A 19,896-nucleotide genomic window follows, 5' to 3' on the forward strand; every position below is an offset into this window, starting at 1 on the left:
CGGCATGGCGGCGCGCGGCTGGGCGGCGGGCGCCGGGCGCGGGGCCGGCTGCGGCTGGCGCGGAGCGGGCGCCGCATCGGCGACCGGCATCGCCGGCATGTCGTCCTCTTCCTCGCGGCGGCTCAGGCCGTTGGCCAGGCGGCGAAGCAGGCTCATCGGCCGGCGGTCCTCGCCGTGATGGGGCTCTTCTTCCGCCGCGCGGGCGTGGGCATGGGCCCGCATCTCGCGCTGCGCCACCGGCGGAAAGTCCTCGATCGAGGGCATGCGCGCCGGCTGCGTGACGGTTTCGGCGACCGGCGGGATATAGGGCTCGACGACCGGCGCATCGGCAACCGGCTCGGCGAGATCCGCCTCGTCCAGATCAGCCAGCGGACCACCGGTGCCGATCATGCCGGGAGCGGGAGAGAAACGGGCGATCTCCACCTCCGGATCGGTCGCGGCCTGCACCGGCTCGGGGATCTCCAGTTCCTGCTCGATCTTCTCCACTGCGGCCGGGCGAACCGGTGCGGCCGGGCGCGGTGCCGCGGCGGCCGCCGGCCTAGGGCGCACCATCGGCGCCGGATCGGAGATCGTCTTGAGGCGCTCGGTCAGCTCGGCCATCCGCGCTTCCGCCGGAGAGACATCGTCGCGCAGTTCCTTGTCGATGCCGGTCGCCACGACCGACACGCGGATGATGCCGTCGAGGCTCTCGTCGAAGGTCGCGCCGAGTATAATGTTGGCGTCGGCATCGACCTCCTCGCGGATGCGGGTGGCCGCCTCGTCCAGCTCGAACAGGGTCAGGTCGTTGCCGCCGGTGATCGAGATCAGCAGGCCGCGCGCGCCCTTCATCGAGGTCTCGTCGAGCAGCGGGTTGGCGATCGCCGCCTCGGCCGCCTGCATGGCGCGCTTCTCGCCGGAGGCTTCGCCCGTGCCCATCATCGCCTTGCCCATGCCGCGCATGATCGAGCGCACGTCGGCGAAGTCGAGGTTGATCAGGCCTTCCTTGACCATCAGGTCGGTGATGCAGGCAACGCCCGAATAGAGCACCTGGTCGGCCATCGCGAAGGCGTCGGCGAAGGTGGTCTGCGCATTGGCGATGCGGAACAGGTTCTGGTTCGGGATGACGATCAGCGTGTCGACCGCCTTCTGCAGCTCGGTGATGCCGGCCTCGGCGATGCGCATGCGGCGCACGCCCTCGAACTGGAACGGCTTGGTGACGACGCCGACGGTCAGGATGCCCATCTCGCGCGCCGCGCGGGCGATCACCGGGGCAGCGCCCGTGCCGGTGCCGCCGCCCATGCCGGCGGTGATGAACACCATATGCGAGCCGGACAGGTGGTCGTTGATCTCGTCGATGACCTCTTCGGCCGCCGCCGCACCCACATCGGGCTGCGACCCGGCGCCGAGGCCTTCGGTCACGGCAACGCCCATCTGGACGACGCGCTCCGCGTGGTTGCTGGCCAGCGCCTGGGCATCCGTGTTGGCGACGACGAAGTCGCAGCCCTGCAGGCCGGCCTGGATCATGTTGTTGACGGCATTGCCGCCGGCGCCGCCGACGCCGAACACTGTGATTCTCGGCTTCAGTTCCTGCAGATCAGGCATTTTCAAGTTGATGGTCATGGCTTCCTCGCGACCCTCGAAAGTCCGTTGCCGGAGCTTTCACTCAAACCCTCAGTTCCCTCGTCCTGCGCCGGGGGTTGTGCGACCCGACGCTTCCCGAGGCAGTTTCCCGCCTCAGAAACTCTCCCGGATCCAGTTGCCGACCCTCGCCAGCGCGCTCGATCCGAATGTCCATCTGGTGTTCGCGCCGCGCGGCTCGAACTGCTCGACCTGTGCCACCTGCGGGTAGATCAGCAATCCGACGGCGGCGGCGAAAGCCGGTCCCTTGGCCGCTTCCGGCAGTCCGGCGACGCCGAGCGGGCGGCCGAGCCGGACCTGGCGGCCGAGAACCCGGCGCGCCACCTCGCTCAACCCGGTGAGCTGGCTCGCCCCGCCGGTGAGCACGATGCGCTTGCCCACCCGCCCGGCGAAGCCGGAGGCGGTGAGCCTGTCGCGCACCAGTTCCATGATTTCCTCGACCCTCGGCACGATCACCCGCGTCAGCATCGAACGCGGGATCTGGTGCGGCAGGTCGCTGTCCGCATCGACCGGCGGGATCGAGATCAGATCCCGCTCGTCGGCCTGGCTCGGCAGCGCCGAACCCTGCAGCGTCTTGATCCGCTCGGCATCGGCAAGGCGCGTCGACAGCGCCCGCGCGATGTCCATCGTCACGTGATGGCCGCCGACGGCGATGGCGTCGGTATGCACCATCTGCCCCTCGACGAAGACCGACAGCGTCGTGGTGCCGCCGCCCATGTCGACACAGGCGACACCCAGCTCCGCCTCGTCCTCCACCAGGGTGGACAGGCCGCTGGCATAGGGCGTTGCCACCATCGTCTCGACGGTGAGGTGGCCGCGGTTGATGCACAGTTCGAGATTGCGCACCGGCGCCACCTCGGCCGTCACCACCTGCATGTCGACGCCGAGCCGGCGGCCGATCATGCCGCGCGGGTCGCGGATGCCGCGATTGCCGTCCAGCGTGTAGGCGATCGGCAGCGCATGCATGACCGCGCGCCCGTCCGCCACCGTATGGGCGCTGCCGGCCGACAGCACCCGCTGGATGTCCGCCTCGCAGACGGAGTCCGAGGCAAGCCCGACGCTCGCGGTGATGATCTCGGAGGTCAGCCGGCCGCAGGTGACGTTGGTGATCAGCGATTCCACCGTCAGCCCGGCCATGCGCTCGGCCGCGTCCACCGCCAGGCGGATCGCCTGTTCGGCCGCGTCCATGTCGACGACGACGCCGGACTTGAGGCCGCGCGAGCGCTGGTAGCCGTAGCCCAGCACCTCGATCGAATGGGTACGCCCCGGCAGCACGCAGTCGTCGTTGCGCGGGCTCAGCTTGGCGATCAGGCAGCAGACCTTGGTCGAGCCGATGTCGAGCACCGAGACGACGACGGCCCGGCGGCTCGGCAGCGGCCGCATGCGCGGCAGATAGATCGGGGCGGATCGGCGGCTCATGCATTGCCTCCCGAACGCCGGGGGCTGCGCGACTTGAGCTCGTTCTCGCGCCGCTCCATCGCCTCGCCGCTCAGGCGCACCACCACCCGGTCGGGCAGGCGGATATCGACGACGGTGATGTCGCGGGTCAGAAGGCCGGTCTCCGCGTCCAGCCGCATCAGGTCGGCAAGCGCCCGCGGCACGTCCGTCTCCGGCAGCCGCACGGTGATGCCGTTCTCCAGCAGCAGGTCCCAGCGCCGGTCGGAAACGAGGCGCGCGGCGCGCACCCTCGGCCGCAGCTCCGGCACCTTCTCCAGCGCCGCCAGGATCCGGTCGCCGCGATATTGCGCGCCGTGGCCCACCAGCATCAGGAGATTGGCATAGCGCCCGTCGACCTCGTCGCTGATCACCCGGCCGCTCGCGTCGATCACCGACAGACGGTCGCCGCGCTGCCACAGGGCGAAGGCCTCGCGCTCGTCGATGCGCACCTGCAGGGTGCCGGGATAGAGCTTCTGCACCGACACCGTCTCGACCCAGGGGATGCGCGCCAGCCGCTCGCGTGCGGCGGCCGCGTCGAACAGCGCGAGCGAGGTGCCCTGCTCGATCTCCAGCGCCTCGAGGATCTCGAATTCGGTCGTCTCGCGCTGGCCGGAGAGCTTAACGGCCGCGATCTCGAAACCGGCGGCCGAGGTCAGTGATTCGCTCACCGTGCGGGCGTAGCCGCCGACGGCCAGGGCATAGAAGATGGTCGCCGACAGGAAGACCAGCGCGCCGGCCGTGCCCGTCCACTCGGGAAGATCCTGCAGGATGCCGGCCGCGCGCCACAGCGGGCGGCGGTGCAAACGGGGCACGCCGCGACCGCGCGGCGCCAGCGCCGCCTCGATCGGCAGGACCATGTCCTCACCCCGTTTTGCCTTCATCGTCCGCAACTTGCGTCCTCCACCAACCAACTGGTCAGCTCTTCGTATGAATGTCCCGCATGGGCCGCGATCTCGGGCACAAGCGAGGTTTCCGTCATTCCGGGCTGAGTGTTCACTTCAAGACAGATCAGTTCGCCGCCGCCGCCGGGTTGTTCGTCGAAGCGAAAGTCCGCCCGCGACACGCCCTTGCAACCGAGTGCCTGATGCGCCCGTAGGCTAAGTTTCTGTACTTCTTGGTAAACAAATGGTGAAATTTCCGCCGGCAGGATGTGTTGTGATCCGCCGGGCGCATATTTCGCGTCAAAATCGTAGAAACCGTGTCCCAGCGGCATCACCTCGGTGACCCCCAGCGCCACGTCTCCCATCACCGCGCAGGTCAGTTCGCGCCCCGGCACGTAGCGCTCGATCATCACCGTGTCGCCATAGGGCCAGTCGTCGCGATAGAGCTCCTGCGGCGGGTGCGGCGCATTGTCCTTGACGATCAGCACGCCATAGGACGAGCCCTCGCGCACCGGCTTGGCGACATAGGGCGGGGGCATCGCATGCGCGCGCGCCGCCTCCAGCCTGTGGACGACCCGGTGCTCGGCAACCGGAATGCCGACCGCCTTCATCACCGCCTTGGCCTTCTGCTTGTCCATGGCGAGAGCCGAGGCCGCGACGCCGGAATGGGTGTAGGGAATGCCGAGGATCTCCAGCACGCCCTGGATGCAGCCGTCCTCGCCGAACGGCCCGTGCAGCGCGTTGAAGGCAACGTCCGGGCGCAGGTCGGCGAGCACCGCGGCGATGTCGCGCTGCACGTCGATCCGCGTCACCCGGTAGCCGCAGCGCTCCAGCGCCGCCGCGCAGCCCTCGCCCGACTTCAGGCTCACCGAGCGCTCGGACGACCAGCCGCCCATCAGCACCGCCACATGCTTGCGTTCAGCCATCGCTTGCCGCCTCCGCGATCCGCTTGCCGAGAAACGGCTCGACGCTTTGCTCCGCCGCCCACACGCCGAGCCGCTTGATCTCCCAGTCCAGCGCGATACCGCTGGTCTCCAGCACCCGGGCGCGCACCGTCTCGCCGAGCAGCTCCAGGTCGTGGCCGGTCGCCTCGCCCGTGTTGATCATGAAGTTGCAATGCATGTCGGACATCCGCGCCCCGCCGATCTGCAAGCCGCGGCAGCCGGCCGCATCGACGAGCTTCCAGGCCGAGTGCCCCGGCGGATTCTTGAAGGTCGAGCCGCCGGTCTTCTCGCGGATCGGCTGCGCCGCCTCCCGGTGAGCATTGACCTCGGCCATTTCCTGGCGGATCGCCTCGCGCTCGCGCGGCACGCCGCGGAACAGCGCCTGCGTAAAGATCGTGTCGGCCGGCTGCGCGCTGTGCCGGTAGCGATAGGCCATGTCGTCGCGGCTCAACCGCACGATCTCGCCGACCCGCGTCACCCCGGTCAGTTCCACCATCACCTCGGCGGTCTCGCTGCCATGCGCCCCGGCATTCATCCTCAGCGCCCCGCCGATGCCGCCGGGAATGCCGGCATAGAAGGCAAAGCCGCCCTGCCCGGCCTCCGCCGCCGCCTCGGCGAGCCGCTTGTCCGGCACCGCCGCGCCCGCGCGGATCGCCCCGTCCTCCTCGACCGTGACCGTGCCGAAGCCCTTGGCCGCCAGCCGCACGACGACGCCCTCGATGCCGCCGTCGCGCACCAAGAGGTTGGAGCCGAGGCCGATGGGCAGCACCGGCACCTCCGGCGGCAGAGCTTTCAGGAACAGCGCCAGATCGTCGGTGTCGGCCGGCTGGAACAGCAGTTGCGCCGGGCCGCCGACGCGGAACCAGGTCACGGCCGACAGCGGCTGGTTCGGCGTCAGCCGTCCGCGCAGCCCGATCCGGTCGAGACCGTGACGGGCGACGAGGTCGGGCCAGCTCATGCCCTGCCCCCGGTCTTGCGGGCGTCGGCGAGCCGCGCCGGCAGAGCCTGCGCCCATTGCGTGATGTTGCCGGCGCCAAGGCAGACGACATAGTCGCCCGGCTCGGCGATCCGCGCCACGCTCGCCGCCAGCTCCTCCTCGCCGCCGATCACATGCACGCTGCGATGGCCGCTGGCGCGAATGCCGTCGGCGAGCGCCGTATGGGTGATGCCCTCGCGCGGGGCCTCGCCGGCCGCATAGACCGGCGCGCAGACCACATGGTCGGCATCGTTGAAGCAGGTGGCGAAGTCGTCGAACAGGCTCTCCAGCCGGCTGTAGCGATGCGGCTGCACCACCGCCACCACCTTGCCCGGCGCCACCGCGCGCGCTGCCGCCAGCACCGCCCGGATCTCCACCGGATGATGGCCGTAATCGTCGAACACCTCGATCCCGTCGGCGCTGCCGGTATGGGTGAAGCGCCGCTTCACGCCCCGGAACGAGGCCAGTCCCTTGCGGATGCTGTCGCCGTCGATGCCGAGCTTCCAGGCGACGGCGATCGCCGCCGTCGCGTTGGAGACGTTGTGCAGGCCCGGCATCGGCAGGGCGATGTTCTCGATCACTTCTGTCTTGCCGGAAATCCGGTCGCGGAGCTCGACCTTGAAGATCGAACTGGCGCCTTCCGTCTTCAGGTCGAAGAAGCGCACGTCCGCCTGGCGGTTCTGGCCATAGGTGATGACCTGCCGGTCCTCGATGCGCCCGACCATCGCCTGCACTTCCGGGTGGTCGAGGCACATCACGGCAAAGCCGTAGAACGGCACGTTCTCGACGAATTGCAGGAAGGCGTCGCGCACCCCGTCGAAATCGCCGTAATGGTCGAGATGCTCCGGATCGATATTGGTGACGACGGCAATGTCCGCCGGCAGCTTGACGAAGGTGCCGTCGGACTCGTCCGCCTCCACCACCATCCAGTCGCCCTGGCCCATCCGCGCATTGGTGCCATAGGCGTTGATGATGCCGCCGTTGATCACCGTCGGGTCGAGCCCGCCGGCATCCAGCACCGCCGCGATGATCGAGGTCGTCGTCGTCTTGCCGTGAGTGCCGCCGATGGCGATCGCCTGCTTGAAGCGCATCAGCTCGGCCAGCATCTCGGCGCGCCGCACCACCGGCAGGAAGCGCTCGCGCGCCGCCGCAAGCTCGGGATTGTCGCGCTTGATCGCCGAGGAGACGACGACGACGCGCGCCTCGCCGAGATTGGCCGCGTCATGGCCGACGGTCACCGCGATGCCCTTGTCGCGCAGCCGCTTGACATTGGCGCTGTCGGAAACGTCCGAGCCCTGCACGGTGTAGCCGAGCATATGCAGCACCTCGGCGATGCCGCTCATGCCGATGCCGCCGATGCCGATGAAATGAACCGGACCGAGGTCCTGGGGCATCTTCATGATGCGCTTCCTCTTTGATCGAGATGGGCCGCAAGGGCGCCAACCGGCGCTCCGCTCGCGACGTGTTCGACGAGATCGGCGAGACGGCCGACCGCGTCCGGATGTCCCGCGGCACGCGCCGCCCGTGCCGCCGCGGAAAGACGCTCGGGCGCGGCCATCAGCTCGCCGATGAGGCCCGCCAGCCGCTCGGCGTCGAGTTCCGCCTGCCGCACCGGCCATGCGCCTCCGGCGCTCGCCAGCACTTCGGCGTTGCGGCCCTGGTCGTTGTCCAGCGCATGCGGCAGCGGCACGAGGATCGAGGGCCGGCCGATCACCGCCAACTCGCTGACGCTGGACGCGCCCGAGCGGCACAGCACCAGATGCGCACCGGCGATCCGCTCCGGCATGTCGGCGAAGAAGCTGGCGAGCTCCGCCTTGACGCCGAGCCGGTCGCAGGCCTCGCGCATGCGCGCCATGTCCTCCGGCCGGCACTGCTGCACCAGCTCCAGCCGCGCCCGCTCCTCGGCCCTCATCCGCTCGAGCGCGCCGGGCATCGCATCGCTGAAGAAGCGCGCGCCCTGCGAGCCGCCGAACACCAGCAGGCGGAAGGTCTCGCCGGGGCCGGCTGCGACATAGTCGCGCCCGCTCGCGGCGATCACCGCATCGCGCACCGGATTGCCCGTGCGCACGGACTTCGCCGCGAACCGGCTGTCGTCGCCATCGACCAGCGGAAAGCTCGTCGCCACCGCCGTCACCCGGCCGGCCAGCATCCGGTTGGCCCGGCCCATCACCGCGTTGGCCTCGTGCAGCACGCTCGGCACGCCGCCGAGGAAGGCCGCAAACATCGGCGGAAACGTCGGATAGCCGCCGAAGCCGACGACCGCGTCCGGGCGCAGGCGGACGATGAGCCGCCGCGCCTGGATCAGGCCCCTGCCGAGCTTCAGGGCGGTGCGGGCGAGCGCCAGCGGCGACCTGCCGGACAGTGTCGCCGAGGAGATCACATGCACGGCGCGCGCCGGAAACTCCTTGCCGAAGTCGCTGACGCGGGCATCGGTCGCCAGCTCCACCACATGGCCGCGGCGGCCGAGTTCGGCCGCCAGCGCCTGCGCGGGAAACAGATGGCCGCCGGTGCCGCCGGCCGTGAGCAGGATGGTACGAGACATCGTTCCCCGCTCACGACAGATGCGCTGGAGACAGGCGCGACACCACCACGCTGTCGGAGCGCGAGGCCTGCGGCCGCCGGCGGGTCAGCGCCAGCACGAAGCCCATCGAGATCGCCATCGCCAGCAGCGACGAGCCGCCATAGGAGATGAACGGCAGGGTCATGCCCTTGGCCGGCATCAGGTTGAGGTTCACCGCCATGTTGATGCCCGCCTGGATGCCGAACAGCACGATCAGGCCGGCCGTCGCCAGACGCCCGAACGGATCGCTGTCCTGCGCCGCATGACGCAGGCCGCGCAGCACCACGAAGGCGAAGACCAGCAGCAGGAGCAGGCAGACGACGATGCCGAATTCCTCGGCTGCCACCGCGAAGATGAAGTCCGTATGGCTTTCCGGCAGGATCCGCTTGATCGTGCCCTCGCCCGGCCCCCGGCCGAACCACGAGCCCGACACGAAAGCCTCGATGGCGCGGTCGATATTATAGGTGTCGCCGGCGCCCGGATCGAGGAAGCGGTCGACGCGGCTCTGCACGTGCGGCAGCATCATATAGGCGGAGACGAGGCCGCCGAGGCCGAGCACGCCGAGCGGCACGATGGCGAGCCACGACAGGCCGTTCAGGAAGATCAGCGCCGCGAAGACCAGCGCGATCAGCATGGTCTGGCCGAAATCCGGCTGGGCGACCAGCAGCGCCGCCGACATCACGAAGAGCAGCGTCGACAGCAGCGTGCCGGGCACTTCCGGCCGCCGTCCGCCCTCCGCCATCAGGAAGGCGGCCAGCACGATCAGCGCCGGCTTCAGGAACTCCGAGGGCTGGATCGAGAAGCCGAGCATGTTGATCCAGCGCCGCGCGCCCTTGGCCTCCATGCCGATGAACAGCGTCGCCACCATCAGCACCATGGAGAGGATGAACAGCAGCAGCGCGGCGCGGCGCACATAGCGCGGGCTCAGCGCCGAGATCGCCAGCATCAGGGCCAGCGCCGGCACCAGGAAGAAGGCCTGCCGCTTGATGAAGTGATAGCTGTCGATGCCGAGCCGCTCGGCGACCGCCGGGCTCGCCGCGAAGGACAGCACGATGCCGCCGATCATCAGCACGATGAACCCGGCGACCAGCAGGCGGTCGACAGTCCAAAGCCATTCGGCGAAGGGGCTTCGATCGGCACGGCTGACCATCACGCGATCTCCTGTCCGGTCTGTTGCGGGACGATCCCGCGCACGACCTCGGCAAATGCCCGTCCCCGGGCCTCGAAATTGGGAAACTGGTCGAAGGAGGCGCAGGCCGGCGACAGCAGCACCACCGGCTCGTCCGCCCCGTCGCGTGCCGCATCGCGCGCCGCAGCGGCAACCGCCGCCGCCAGCGTGCCGGACATCTCCGTCTCGACATGGCCGGCCAGCGTCGCGGCGAAGTCCTGCGCCGCCTCGCCGATCAGATAGGCCTTGGCGATCCGGCCGAACCACGGCCGCAGGCTGTCGATGCCCCCCGCCTTGGCCCGCCCGCCGGCGATCCAGTAGATGCGCGCATAGCTCGCCAGCGCCCGCTCGGCCGCATCGGCATTGGTCGCCTTGCTGTCGTTGACGAACAGCACCCGCCCGGCGCGCGCCACCATCTCCATGCGATGGGCAAGGCCGGGAAAGCTGGCGAGCCCCGCGCGGATCTCATCCGCGGGCAGCCCCAGCGCCCGGCAGGCGGCGATGGCCGCGCAGGCGTTCTGCGCATTGTGCGCGCCGCGCAGCGACAGGATCGGCGCCAGATCGACAAACACGCTCTGCGCGCCGCCCTCGTCCAGCCATAGCACGCTGCCCTCCGCGTGGACGCCGTCCGCCACCGGATGGCGGGCGCTGATCCGCCGCACGGGCGTGCCGGCGCGCGCCGCCCGCTCGGCGACCGCCACGCTGTGCTGATCGTCGACCCCGACCACGGCGAGCCGGCTCCCGGCGATCAGCCGTTCCTTGACGCTGGCGTAGTGCTCCAGCGTGCCGTGCCGGTCGAGATGGTCCGGCGTGATGTTGAGCAGGATGCCGACCGACGGGTCGAGCGAGGGCGCAAGGTCGATCTGGTAGGACGAGCACTCGATGACATGGATGCGCGCGGGCGAGGGCGCCGCCAGCTCCAGGATCGGCACGCCGATATTGCCGCCCATCTGGGCGTCGCGCCCGGCCGAGGTCAGGATATGGGCGATCAGCGCCGTCGTCGTCGACTTGCCGTTGGTGCCGGTGATGGCGACCAGCGGCGCGTCCGGAGCGATCCGCCGGCGCTCGCGCAGGAACAGTTCCACATCGCCGATCACCTCGACGCCATGGCCGCGGGCAAGCTCCACGCTCCAGTGCGGGCGCGGATGGGTCAGGGGCACGCCCGGCGCCAGCACCAAGGCGGCGATCCGCGACCAGTCCTCCTGGCGCAGGTCCGCAACGGTGAGCCCCGCCTTGCGCGCCGCCTCGCGTCCGGCCTCGCCGTCGTCGAAGCACACGGGCTCGGCGCCGCCGGCGGCAAGTGCGCGCGCCGTCGCCAGCCCCGATCCGCCGAGACCGAAGACCGCAACGCGCCTGCCCTTGAACCCGCTGACCGCGATCATCGCCTCACCTCAGCTTCAGCGTCGCGAGGCCGACCAGGGCGAGAACCACGGCGATGATCCAGAAGCGGATCACCACCTGGCTTTCGGTCCAGCCGAGATGCTCGAAATGATGGTGGATCGGCGCCATCTTGAAGACACGCTTGCCGGTGAGCTTGAACGAGGCGACCTGCACGATCACCGAAACCGCCTCCAGCACGAACAACCCGCCGATGATCGCCAGCACGATCTCGTGCTTGGTCGCCACCGCGATCGCGCCGATCATGCCGCCGAGCGCCAGCGAGCCGGTGTCGCCCATGAAGATCGCCGCCGGCGGGGCGTTGAACCACAGGAAGCCGAGACCGGCGCCGATCACCGCGCCGCACAGCACCGCCAGTTCGCCGGTACCCGGAACGTGGTGGATCTGCAGATATTCGGCGAAGACCGCGTTGCCCGACAGATAGGCGATCAGGCCGAACGAGGCCGAGGCGATCATCACCGGCACGATGGCGAGACCGTCGAGACCGTCGGTCAGGTTCACCGCATTGCCCGCGCCGACCATCACGAAGGCGGCGAAGGGAACGAAGAACAGGCCGAGGTTGAACGCCAGGTCCTTGAAGAAGGGAAAGCCGATCGAGGTGCCGTGCGCGCCGACTTCCAGCAGCGTCACGCACCAGGCGGCGAAGCCCGCGATCACGAATTCCAGCCCCAGCCGGCTGCGGCCGCTGAAGCCCTTGTCCGTCGCCTTGGTGACTTTGAGATAATCGTCGTAGAAGCCGATGGCGCCGAAGCCGACCGTCACGCCGAGCACGATCCAGGTATAGGGATTGGCGAGGTTCGCCCACAGCAGCGTCGCGACGATCATCCCCGACAGGATCATCAGGCCGCCCATCGTCGGCGTGCCCTTCTTGGTCAGCAGATGGCTCTGCGGCCCGTCCGCGCGGATCGGCTGGCCGTGTCCCTGGCGCAGGCGCAGCGAGGAAATGATCATCGGCCCGAACAGGAAGATGAACAGCAGCGCCGTCATGATGGCGCCGCCGGTGCGGAACGTGATGTAGCGGAACACGTTCAGCGCCGAGAACTGGTCGGAAAACGCGACGAGGAAATAAAGCATCGATACAGCGTTCCTATTCGGCCCCGTCGTCCTCGACGGGGAATTCGCGTTTCAGGGCCTCGACGAGCGGCCCCATCCGGGTGCCCAGCGATCCCTTGATCATGATGACGTCGCCCGGACGGATATCCTCGACGATCAGCGGCTTCAGGCCCGCCGCCTCCTCGGAATAGGCGCCGCGCTGGTGCTTCGGCAGCACGTCCCACAGGGCATGCATGCGCGGTCCGGCACAGTAGACGAGATCCGCGCCGGATTCGGCAACCGCCGCGCTCAAGGCCGCATGCAGCCGCAACTCGGCCTCGCCGAGCTCCAGCATGTCGCCGATCACGGCGATCCTGCGGCCGTTGCGCTCGATCGGGGTTTCCTTCAGGAGGTGCAGCGCCGCGCGCATCGAGGCCGGATTGGCGTTGTAGCTCTCGTCGATCAGCGTCGCGCGGCCGCTCGGCAGTCGCAGCAATGCCTGCTGGCCCCGCCCCTTCGGCGCGCGGAAGGCTGCGAGCGCCATGCCGGCCCGGGCGAGGTCGCCGCCCAGTTCCGCCACCGCGCCCAGCACGGCGAGGCTGTTGGTGACCAGATGCGTGCCCGGCGCGCCGACCTTGTAGGTGATCTGCTGGTCGAAGACATGGCCGGAAATCGAGGTGCAGCCGGTCTGCGCCGAGATCCGCTCGGCCTGGACATGGGCGGGCCCGAGCCGGCCGAAGGTGGCGATGCGGCGCACCCCGGCCGCCTTGGCCAGATAGGTCAGGAGGTCGAACTGGTCGTTGTCGCGATTGAGCAGCGCCAGCCCGCCCGGCTCCAGGCCGAGGAAGATCTCGCCCTTGGCCTGGGCGATGCGCTCGACCGAGCCGAAGAACTCCAGGTGCACCTTCTCCACCGTGGTGATCACCGCCACATGCGGGCGCACCATCTGCACCAGGGGCGTGATCTCGCCCGGGTGGTTCATGCCGATCTCGAAGACGCCGAACTCGGTGTCCGCCGGCATCCGCGCCAGGGTCAGCGGCACGCCCCAGTGATTGTTGAAGGAGGCGACCGGCGCATGGGTGCGGCCCGATGCGTCGAGCGCCAGTTTCAGCATGTCCTTGGTGCTGGTCTTGCCGACCGAGCCGGTCACCGCGACGATGCGGGCGCGGCTGCGCGCCCGCGCGGCCCGGCCGAGGTCGCGCAGCGCCTCCAGCGGGTCCTCGACGACGAGATAGCGCCCCTGCGGCGGCAGCGCGTCGACCCGTTCGCGCGCGACGATGGCAAGGGCGGCGCCCGCCTCGCAGGCCTTGGCCGCGAAGTCGTGCCCGTCGAACCGCTCGCCGGCGATCGCCACAAAGGCCTCGCCGGGCGCGATGCTGCGGCTGTCGATGGAAACGCCGGTGATATGGGGACTGTCGGCGCCGCGCAGCTCGCCGCCGGTCGCCGCGACCATCTCTTCCAGGTACCACAGCGGCCGGTCGGGCTCGGCCTCCACCGGCTCGCGGTCCACCGGCATCGGCTTGACCGTCTGCGCAGCCGGCGCGGTGAACACCGGCACGGCCGGCGCGACAAAGGCCGGATGGACCGCCACCGCGCGCGCGGGAACGGGCACAGGCTCGGGCTCAGGCTCAGGCTCAGGCTCAGGCTCTGCCTCAAGCGCGGCCCCAGCCTCTTCTGCCTCTTCTGCCTCCGCCGGGAGGTCCGGCTCGCTGGCGGCGGCCTCTTCGACCTCGTCCGGCGCCGCCGGCTCGGCGGCCAAGGCATCCGGGAGATCGTGCGGGGGCCACCAGTCGGCGAACGGCTCGTCCTCGGCCAGGTCGTCTTCTGTCAGGTCGGCCTCGGCGAGGTCCGCCTCGGTCAAGTCGTCTTCGGCGAGGTCGTCTTCTGTCAGATCCGGTTCTGCTGGCTCTTCCTCCGCTGGCTCCCCGTCCTGCAGCTCCCCCTCCGCGTCCAGCGTAGTCTCGCCGTCGCCGGCCTCCGCCGGTTCGCCCAGCAGATCCTCCTCGGACAGCAGGAACTCCGGAAAATCCGGCTCTCCCGGCGCCGCGTCGGCCAGGTCATCGTTGTGTCGCGCCAGCAGTTCCTTCGCCAGCAGGTCCGCCATCGACGGCGCGCCGGGCGCGGCGGCATCGCCCGCATCCCCGTCGGCCATCTCATCGATATCGGCCTCGTGGGCCTCGACCTCATGACCCTCGGCGATCCGCTCGTCCTCGTCGAACAGGTCGTCGAGCACCTCGTCCCCGGACGGGCGCTCCGCCGCGTCAGCGTCCGCCTCGAAGCGCTGGCTCAGCACCTGCTCCAGCGCGTCGTCGAGATCGAAGTCCCCGCCAGTGTCTGCGCCAGTGTCCCCGCCCGTGTCTGCATCCGCCTCGATGTCCGCATCGGTGTCGAGATCGAGATCCAGGTCGAGCCCGAAGTCGATGGCCCCGTCTTCGGCCGCCTCGAACAGCGCGCTTTCGGCCACCGCCGCAATCGCCGCGCGGGCGACCTCGTGATCGGAGAAGGGCAGCACCTCGTTGCCGACGATCTGGCCCGGCTCGTGCCCCTTGCCGGCGATGCACAGCACGTCGCCCGGCTGCAGCATGCCGATGGCCGCTTCGATGGCGTCGCGCCGGTCGCCGATCTCGATCGCCGCCGGCGCCCCGTCCAGCACCTCGGCGCGGATCTTTGCCGGGTCCTCGCTGCGCGGATTGTCGTCGGTGACGATGACGATGTCGGCCTGCCGGCTGGCGGCCTGTCCCATCAACGGCCGCTTGCCCGGATCGCGGTCGCCGCCGGCGCCGAAGACGACGATCAGCCGCCCTTGGGTAAAGGGGCGCAGCGCGGCGAGCGCCGTGTCGAGCGCATCCGGCTTGTGCGCGTAATCGACGAAGACCAGCGCGCCGTCGTCGGTCTCCCCGACCAGTTCCAGCCGGCCCGGCGCGCCCTCCAGGCTTTCCAGCGCCGCCAGCGCCACATCGGTGGCGATCCCGCAGCAGATGGCGAGCCCGGCGGCGATCAGCGCGTTCGACACCTGGAAGCGGCCGGCCAGCGGCAGGCGCACCTCGAACGGCCCGTCCGCCGTCTCCAGCGACAGGATCTGGGTAAAGCCCTCGTGGCGGATATCGAGAAGCTTCAGGTCCTCGCCGCCCTCGCCGACGGTGAAGACCGGGTGGCCGCGCTCGCGCGCCACTGCCAGCACCCGCCCCGCGTAAGGCGCCGCCGGCTCCAGCACCACCGGCCGGTCGGCGTCGAGCAGCGTTTCGAACAGCCGCAGCTTGGCGGCGAGATAGTCCTCGACATCGGCGTGGTAGTCGAGATGGTCGCGCCCCAGATTGGTGAAGGCCGCCGCCGCAAGGCGCAAGCCGTCGAGCCGCCGCTGGTCGAGCCCGTGGCTGGACGCCTCCAGCGCAGCGTGGGTGATGCCGTCGCCGGCGAGCTGCGCCAGCGTCTGGTGCAGCGTCACCGGGTCCGGCGTCGTCAGGCTGCCATATTCGGCGCCCCGGCTCGTCACCGTGCCGATGGTGCCAAGGCTCGCCGCCTCGAAACCGGCATGGGCGAAGATCTGGCGGGTGAAGACGGCGACCGAGGTCTTGCCGCTGGTGCCGGTCACCGCCACCAGCGCCTCCGGCTGGCCGTCGTGGAAGCGCGCGGCCATCAGCGCCAGGTCCCGGCGCGGATCGTCGCTGACGAGGACGGGGCAGCCGCCCGCATCCGGGCCGAGCGCCGCGAGCGGCGTGTCGCTGCCGACCAGCAGGGCGCTGGCGCCGGCCGCGCGCGCCGCCGCGATGAAGCGCGTGCCGTCCGCCTTCGCGCCCTTCAGCGCCGCGAACATATATCCCGTGGAAACCGTTCGGCTGTCCGCTGACAATCCGGCGATCTCGGTTTCGAACTCGGGCGCGGCGAGCGCCTGTTCGCCGGTGAGGTCCTTCAGCAGCATATCCTGCGCCAATATCCGTTGTGCGTCGTCATGGGAACCTCAAGGCGGCTTTGGTGCGACCCCGCCGCCAGGCGATCCGGTCAGTAGGAAATCGATACGGTCTCCGTCTTGTCTCCGAACTTCGGCAACACTCCCAGCATCGGGGCGACCCGCCGGATGATGGCCGAGGTGACAGGGGCGGTGTTGAGGCCCGCAGTGGCGGCGACGCCCTCGCGCTCCGGCTTGGGCTCGTCCAGCACGACGAGGACCACGTAACGCGGGTTGTCCATCGGGAAGGCAGAAAGGAAAGAATTGCGGCGCTTGTTGGATACGTAGCGGCCGTTTTCGATCTTTTCCGCCGTTCCGGTCTTGCCGCCGACCACATAGCCCGGCACTTCGGCGCGGCGGCCGGAGCCGTTCAGCACGTTGAGGCGGAACAGGTAGCGCATGATCTCGCTGGTCCTCGGCGAGATCACCTGCTTGGCAAGCTTCTCCGCCTCCTCGCGCGAACGCGGTTGGAAGGTCGGCGGGATCAGCCGGCCGCCATTGACCAGCGCGGCGGTCGCCACCGCCGTCTGCAGCGGCGTCACCGAGATGCCGTGGCCGAAGGAGATGGTGATCGCCGCCAGCTCGTTCCAGCGCGGCGGCAACAGCGGCGTCGCCACTTCCGGCAGGTCGGTCTGCAACCGGCTGGTCAGCCCGATGCGCTCCAGGAATTCCTTCTGCCGGTCGATGCCGGCCGCCAGCATCATCTTGGCGGTGGCGATGTTGGAGGAGTAGATATAGGTCTCGGCGACCGACAGGATCCGCCCCTTGCCGTGGAAGTCGTTGATCGTCCGCCCGCCGACCCGCAGCGGCCGCGAGGCGTCGAAGCTGTCGTTCATCGTCACCCGGCCGCTGTCCAGCGCCATGGCGACGGTGAAGCCCTTGAACACCGAGCCCATCTCGTAGACGCCGCCGGAGGCGCGGTTCATGCGATCCTTCTCCAGCGCCTGGGCGCGGTCGTTGGGATCGAAGTCGGGCAGCGACGACATGGCGACGACCTCGCCGGTCTCCGCGTCGAGAATGATGCCGACGCCGGCGATCGCCCGGTAGCGCTCCATCGCCTTCACCAGTTCGTCGCGCACCACATGCTGCACCCGCAGGTCGACCGACAGCCTCACCGGCTCCATCGGCCGCCCCCTGGCGAAGCCGAGTTCGCGCAGGTCGCCGAGCCAGGCCCGGTCGACGGCCAGTTCCATGCCGGAAATGCCCTGGTTGTCGACATTGACCGAGCCGACGATATGGCCCGCCGTCGGCCCGCCCGGATAGAAGCGGCTGTTCTCCTCCAGGAAGCTGATGCCCGGGATGCCGAGATCGTGGATCTGCTGGCGCTGGCGCGGGGTCAGTTCGCGCTTCAGCCAGATGAAGCCGGCCTTGCTGGCCAGCCTCCGGCGCACCGAGTCGGTGCCCAGTTCCGGCAGCACGCTGGCGATGCCTTCCAGCGCCTCATCGACGTCGAGGATCTTGCGCGGCTCGGCGAACAGCGAGGCGGTCTTGATGTCGGTCGCCAGGATCTCGCCGTTGCGGTCCAGGAGGTCGGGGCGGGAGGCGGCGACGCTGTCCTGCGCCGACAGATAGGAGGCCGACTTCGCCTCCTCGCTCAGCCCCAGCATCACCAGCCGGCCGCCGATCGCCAGATAGGCCAGTGCGAACACCGCCATCGCCATGTGCACGCGGGCGCGCACCGCCCGCGTCGAGGGGCCGCGCGGCACGTGCCGTTCGCCGACGCTGCGGCGCTGCAGAAAGGAGACGGGCTGATCGCTGATCGCCATCCTCGCCCCCTAGCGAACCGTTGGTGACGTGCCGGCAAAGCCGCCGAGCGTCACGTTGCTGTTGATCGGCTCGAGCTGCACCGGCCTCACCGGCACGTCCTCGATCCGGGTGATCTGCTCCACCGAGAGCGGCTGCAATTGCAGATGCTCGTTGTAGCGCTCGACCAGGCGCTGCAGGCGGCTCGGGTCGTTGAGCAGGCTCCATTCGGCGCGCAGCAGTTGAAGCTGCGAGCGCTCCTCCTGGATCTGCCGCTGCAGGGCGGCGACATGCTCGGCGGAGCGCTCCGCGTCATGCTTCATCTCGTAGACGACCGCGGCGGCGGCCAGGACGCCGATGGCGAGGATGACGTTGGTATAGCGGCTCATGGGCTTACTCCTCCCCGACCGGCGCGGCGACCGACGGGGCGCCGAGGTCGCGGGGATCGACTTCGCGTGCGGGGGCATCGAGGCGGCGGGCGGCGCGCAGCTTGGCCGAGCGCGCGCGCGGGTTGGCGGCAGTCTCGGCCTCGCCCGGCTCCACCGCGCCGCGATGGATCGGCTCGAACGTCGCCGGCGGCACATCCAGGTCCGGCATGTGGCGGGACCCGCCGGCGCGGGTGCGGCTGCGCTCGGCGATGAATTTCTTGACGATCCGGTCTTCCAGGCTGTGGAAGGTGACGACGACCAGCCGCCCGCCCGGCTTCAGCGCCCGCTCGGCCGCGGCCAGCGCATCGACGACTTCGCCGAGCTCCCGGTTCACATAGATGCGCAGCGCCTGGAAGGTCCGCGTCGCCGGATGGATCTGCTTGCCCTTGAACGAGCGCCCGACCACCTTCTCGACCACGGCGGCAAGGTCCGCCGTGCGCTCGAAGGGGCGCTCCTGGCGCCGCTCGGCGATGGCGCGCGAGACGGCGGAGGCGCGCCGCTCCTCGCCCAGGATGCCGATGAGGCGGGTCAGATCGCGCTGCGGCAGGGTGTTGACGACATCCGCCGCCGACAGTCCGCGCACTTCCATGCGCATGTCCAGCGGTCCGTCATGGCGGAAGGAGAAGCCCCGCTCGGCCTCGTCGAGCTGCATCGAGGAGACGCCGAGATCCAGCACCACCGCATCGACCTGCGGGTACCCGGCCCCGGCCGCATGGGCATCGAGCGCGGAAAACCGGCCCTCGACCAGGGTCAGCCGGCCGCCGCTCCGGGCGACCAGCCCCTGCCCGCCGGAGATCGCGGTGGGATCGCGGTCGATGGCGATCACCCGCGCGCCGGCGTCGAGCAGCGCCGAACTATAGCCGCCGGCGCCGAAGGTGCCGTCGACGACGGTGGCGCCCGACACGTCGCCGAGCGCCTCCAGCACCTCGCTCAGGAGAACCGGGACATGGCGGGGCGCCGCCTCGTCCTTGCGCTGCGCCATCATTGGCCGCCCCCCGAGCCTGAGCCCGCGCGCGGCGAGGACAGCACCGACATGGCGCGCTTCTGGGCGTCGGCGCGATGGGCGCGGAAGCGCTCCGGCTCCCAGAGTTGGAACTTGTAGCCCTGGCCGACAAAGGTGACCTGGTCCGTCACCCCGGCATGTTCGCGGATCATGTCCGAGAGCATCACCCGGCCGTCGGCGTCGATCTTCAGGGTTTCGCTGGCGCCGAACAGCGCCGTCGACAGGGCGTCGTGGTCCTCGGTCAGCGTGTCGAGCCCATCCAACCGCTTCTGGATTTCCGCGACGAGCTGGTGCCCGCCCGCGTCCACGGCCATCTGATGCAGGGAGGGAAAGCAGTAGAGACCTTCGAAGCCGTCGCGGGAGAGGGTCTGGCGAAAGGGAGCCGGAACGGAAACCCGCCCCTTGGCGTCGAGTCGATTTGTGTAGTGCGACACGAAGCCGGACATCGATTCTCTCGCCCCATCGCCGGATGCGCCGCACCCGGCCCCTACCAAACTCCCGATCCCTGGAAACGCCGATGCGTAACGCAACGTCGGCGGCCCGACCGCATGTCGGCCCGCACTGTCGAATTGTGAGCCGCTTGAGCCCCGTTGCAGCCTCTCGAAACGGGATGATTTGGGATATCATGGGATCCTATGGGTGGTCAATGGAATCCGATGGTTTCCGCCCCCTCCCCGCCATTGCACAAAAACCCCGTGCGTCAGTTATCCACCGTTAAGCTTAATTTTGGGTTGCCAACGGCTCGCATCCTGCAAGCCAGCGG

At 69.7% G+C, this 19,896-nt stretch carries 15 protein-coding genes and 1 pseudogene; all 16 read right to left on the minus strand.

Annotated elements, in window-relative coordinates; translation table 11 throughout:
• On the minus strand, positions 1–1,599 hold a 1,599-nt coding region (gene ftsZ / locus P2PM1_RS10865), incomplete at its 3' end, for a cell division protein FtsZ (protein ID WP_186399075.1).
• 114 nt (positions 1,600–1,713) lie between these two features.
• Positions 1,714–3,000, minus strand: coding sequence for a cell division protein FtsA (gene ftsA / locus P2PM1_RS10870; RefSeq protein ID WP_208984951.1), 1,287 nt, complete (start codon positions 2,998–3,000; stop codon positions 1,714–1,716).
• Between the two features lie 32 nt (positions 3,001–3,032).
• Positions 3,033–3,935: a cell division protein FtsQ/DivIB gene (locus P2PM1_RS10875; protein WP_208984950.1), complete on the minus strand. Its 903-nt coding sequence runs from the start codon at positions 3,933–3,935 to the stop codon at positions 3,033–3,035.
• Complete coding sequence (locus tag P2PM1_RS10880; protein ID WP_186399076.1) at positions 3,932–4,861, minus strand: D-alanine--D-alanine ligase; 930 nt, start codon at positions 4,859–4,861, stop codon at positions 3,932–3,934. Before P2PM1_RS10880 ends, P2PM1_RS10875 begins: the two co-directional genes overlap by 4 nt.
• On the minus strand, positions 4,854–5,837 hold the full coding sequence (gene murB, locus P2PM1_RS10885) for a UDP-N-acetylmuramate dehydrogenase (RefSeq protein WP_186399077.1): 984 nt from the start codon (positions 5,835–5,837) through the stop codon (positions 4,854–4,856). The genes P2PM1_RS10880 and murB overlap by 8 nt, the downstream gene beginning before the upstream one ends.
• Positions 5,834–7,255 (minus strand): UDP-N-acetylmuramate--L-alanine ligase, encoded by a 1,422-nt coding sequence (gene murC / locus P2PM1_RS10890; RefSeq protein WP_186399078.1) that lies wholly within the window; start codon positions 7,253–7,255, stop codon positions 5,834–5,836. Before murC ends, murB begins: the two co-directional genes overlap by 4 nt.
• Positions 7,252–8,397: an undecaprenyldiphospho-muramoylpentapeptide beta-N-acetylglucosaminyltransferase gene (murG, locus tag P2PM1_RS10895; RefSeq protein WP_186399079.1), complete on the minus strand. Its 1,146-nt coding sequence runs from the start codon at positions 8,395–8,397 to the stop codon at positions 7,252–7,254. Before murG ends, murC begins: the two co-directional genes overlap by 4 nt.
• A gap of 10 nt (positions 8,398–8,407) precedes the next feature.
• Positions 8,408–9,565 carry an FtsW/RodA/SpoVE family cell cycle protein gene (locus tag P2PM1_RS10900; protein ID WP_186387341.1) on the minus strand — a complete coding sequence of 386 codons (1,158 nt, stop codon included), beginning with the start codon at positions 9,563–9,565 and terminating at the stop codon, positions 8,408–8,410.
• Complete coding sequence (gene murD / locus P2PM1_RS10905) at positions 9,565–10,965, minus strand: UDP-N-acetylmuramoyl-L-alanine--D-glutamate ligase (RefSeq protein WP_186399080.1); 1,401 nt, start codon at positions 10,963–10,965, stop codon at positions 9,565–9,567. Before murD ends, P2PM1_RS10900 begins: the two co-directional genes overlap by 1 nt.
• A gap of 4 nt (positions 10,966–10,969) precedes the next feature.
• Positions 10,970–12,055, minus strand: a complete 1,086-nt coding sequence (mraY, locus tag P2PM1_RS10910; protein ID WP_186387339.1) for a phospho-N-acetylmuramoyl-pentapeptide-transferase — start codon at positions 12,053–12,055, stop codon at positions 10,970–10,972.
• A 13-nt stretch (positions 12,056–12,068) separates the two neighbouring features.
• Complete coding sequence (locus tag P2PM1_RS25455; RefSeq protein ID WP_371636640.1) at positions 12,069–14,165, minus strand: UDP-N-acetylmuramoylalanyl-D-glutamyl-2,6-diaminopimelate--D-alanyl-D-alanine ligase; 2,097 nt, start codon at positions 14,163–14,165, stop codon at positions 12,069–12,071.
• 294 nt (positions 14,166–14,459) lie between these two features.
• Positions 14,460–15,932 (minus strand): annotated as a pseudogene (locus P2PM1_RS25460) (UDP-N-acetylmuramoyl-L-alanyl-D-glutamate--2,6-diaminopimelate ligase); the annotation flags it as partial.
• A gap of 80 nt (positions 15,933–16,012) precedes the next feature.
• A complete protein-coding gene (locus tag P2PM1_RS10920) occupies positions 16,013–17,725 on the minus strand; it encodes a penicillin-binding protein 2 (protein ID WP_186387337.1) in 1,713 nt (570 codons plus the stop codon).
• 9 nt (positions 17,726–17,734) lie between these two features.
• Positions 17,735–18,091 carry a hypothetical protein gene (locus P2PM1_RS10925; protein WP_186399082.1) on the minus strand — a complete coding sequence of 119 codons (357 nt, stop codon included), beginning with the start codon at positions 18,089–18,091 and terminating at the stop codon, positions 17,735–17,737.
• Positions 18,092–18,095: 4 nt separating this feature from the next.
• On the minus strand, positions 18,096–19,115 hold the full coding sequence (rsmH, locus tag P2PM1_RS10930) for a 16S rRNA (cytosine(1402)-N(4))-methyltransferase RsmH (RefSeq protein WP_186399083.1): 1,020 nt from the start codon (positions 19,113–19,115) through the stop codon (positions 18,096–18,098).
• Entirely contained in the window at positions 19,112–19,579 is a 468-nt protein-coding gene (gene mraZ / locus P2PM1_RS10935; protein ID WP_186399084.1) for a division/cell wall cluster transcriptional repressor MraZ, read from the minus strand. The genes rsmH and mraZ overlap by 4 nt, the downstream gene beginning before the upstream one ends.
• Positions 19,580–19,896 lie beyond the last annotated feature (317 nt).

The sequence above is a fragment of the Stappia sp. P2PMeth1 genome, assembly GCF_900185735.1.
GTDB lineage: Bacteria > Pseudomonadota > Alphaproteobacteria > Rhizobiales > Stappiaceae > Stappia.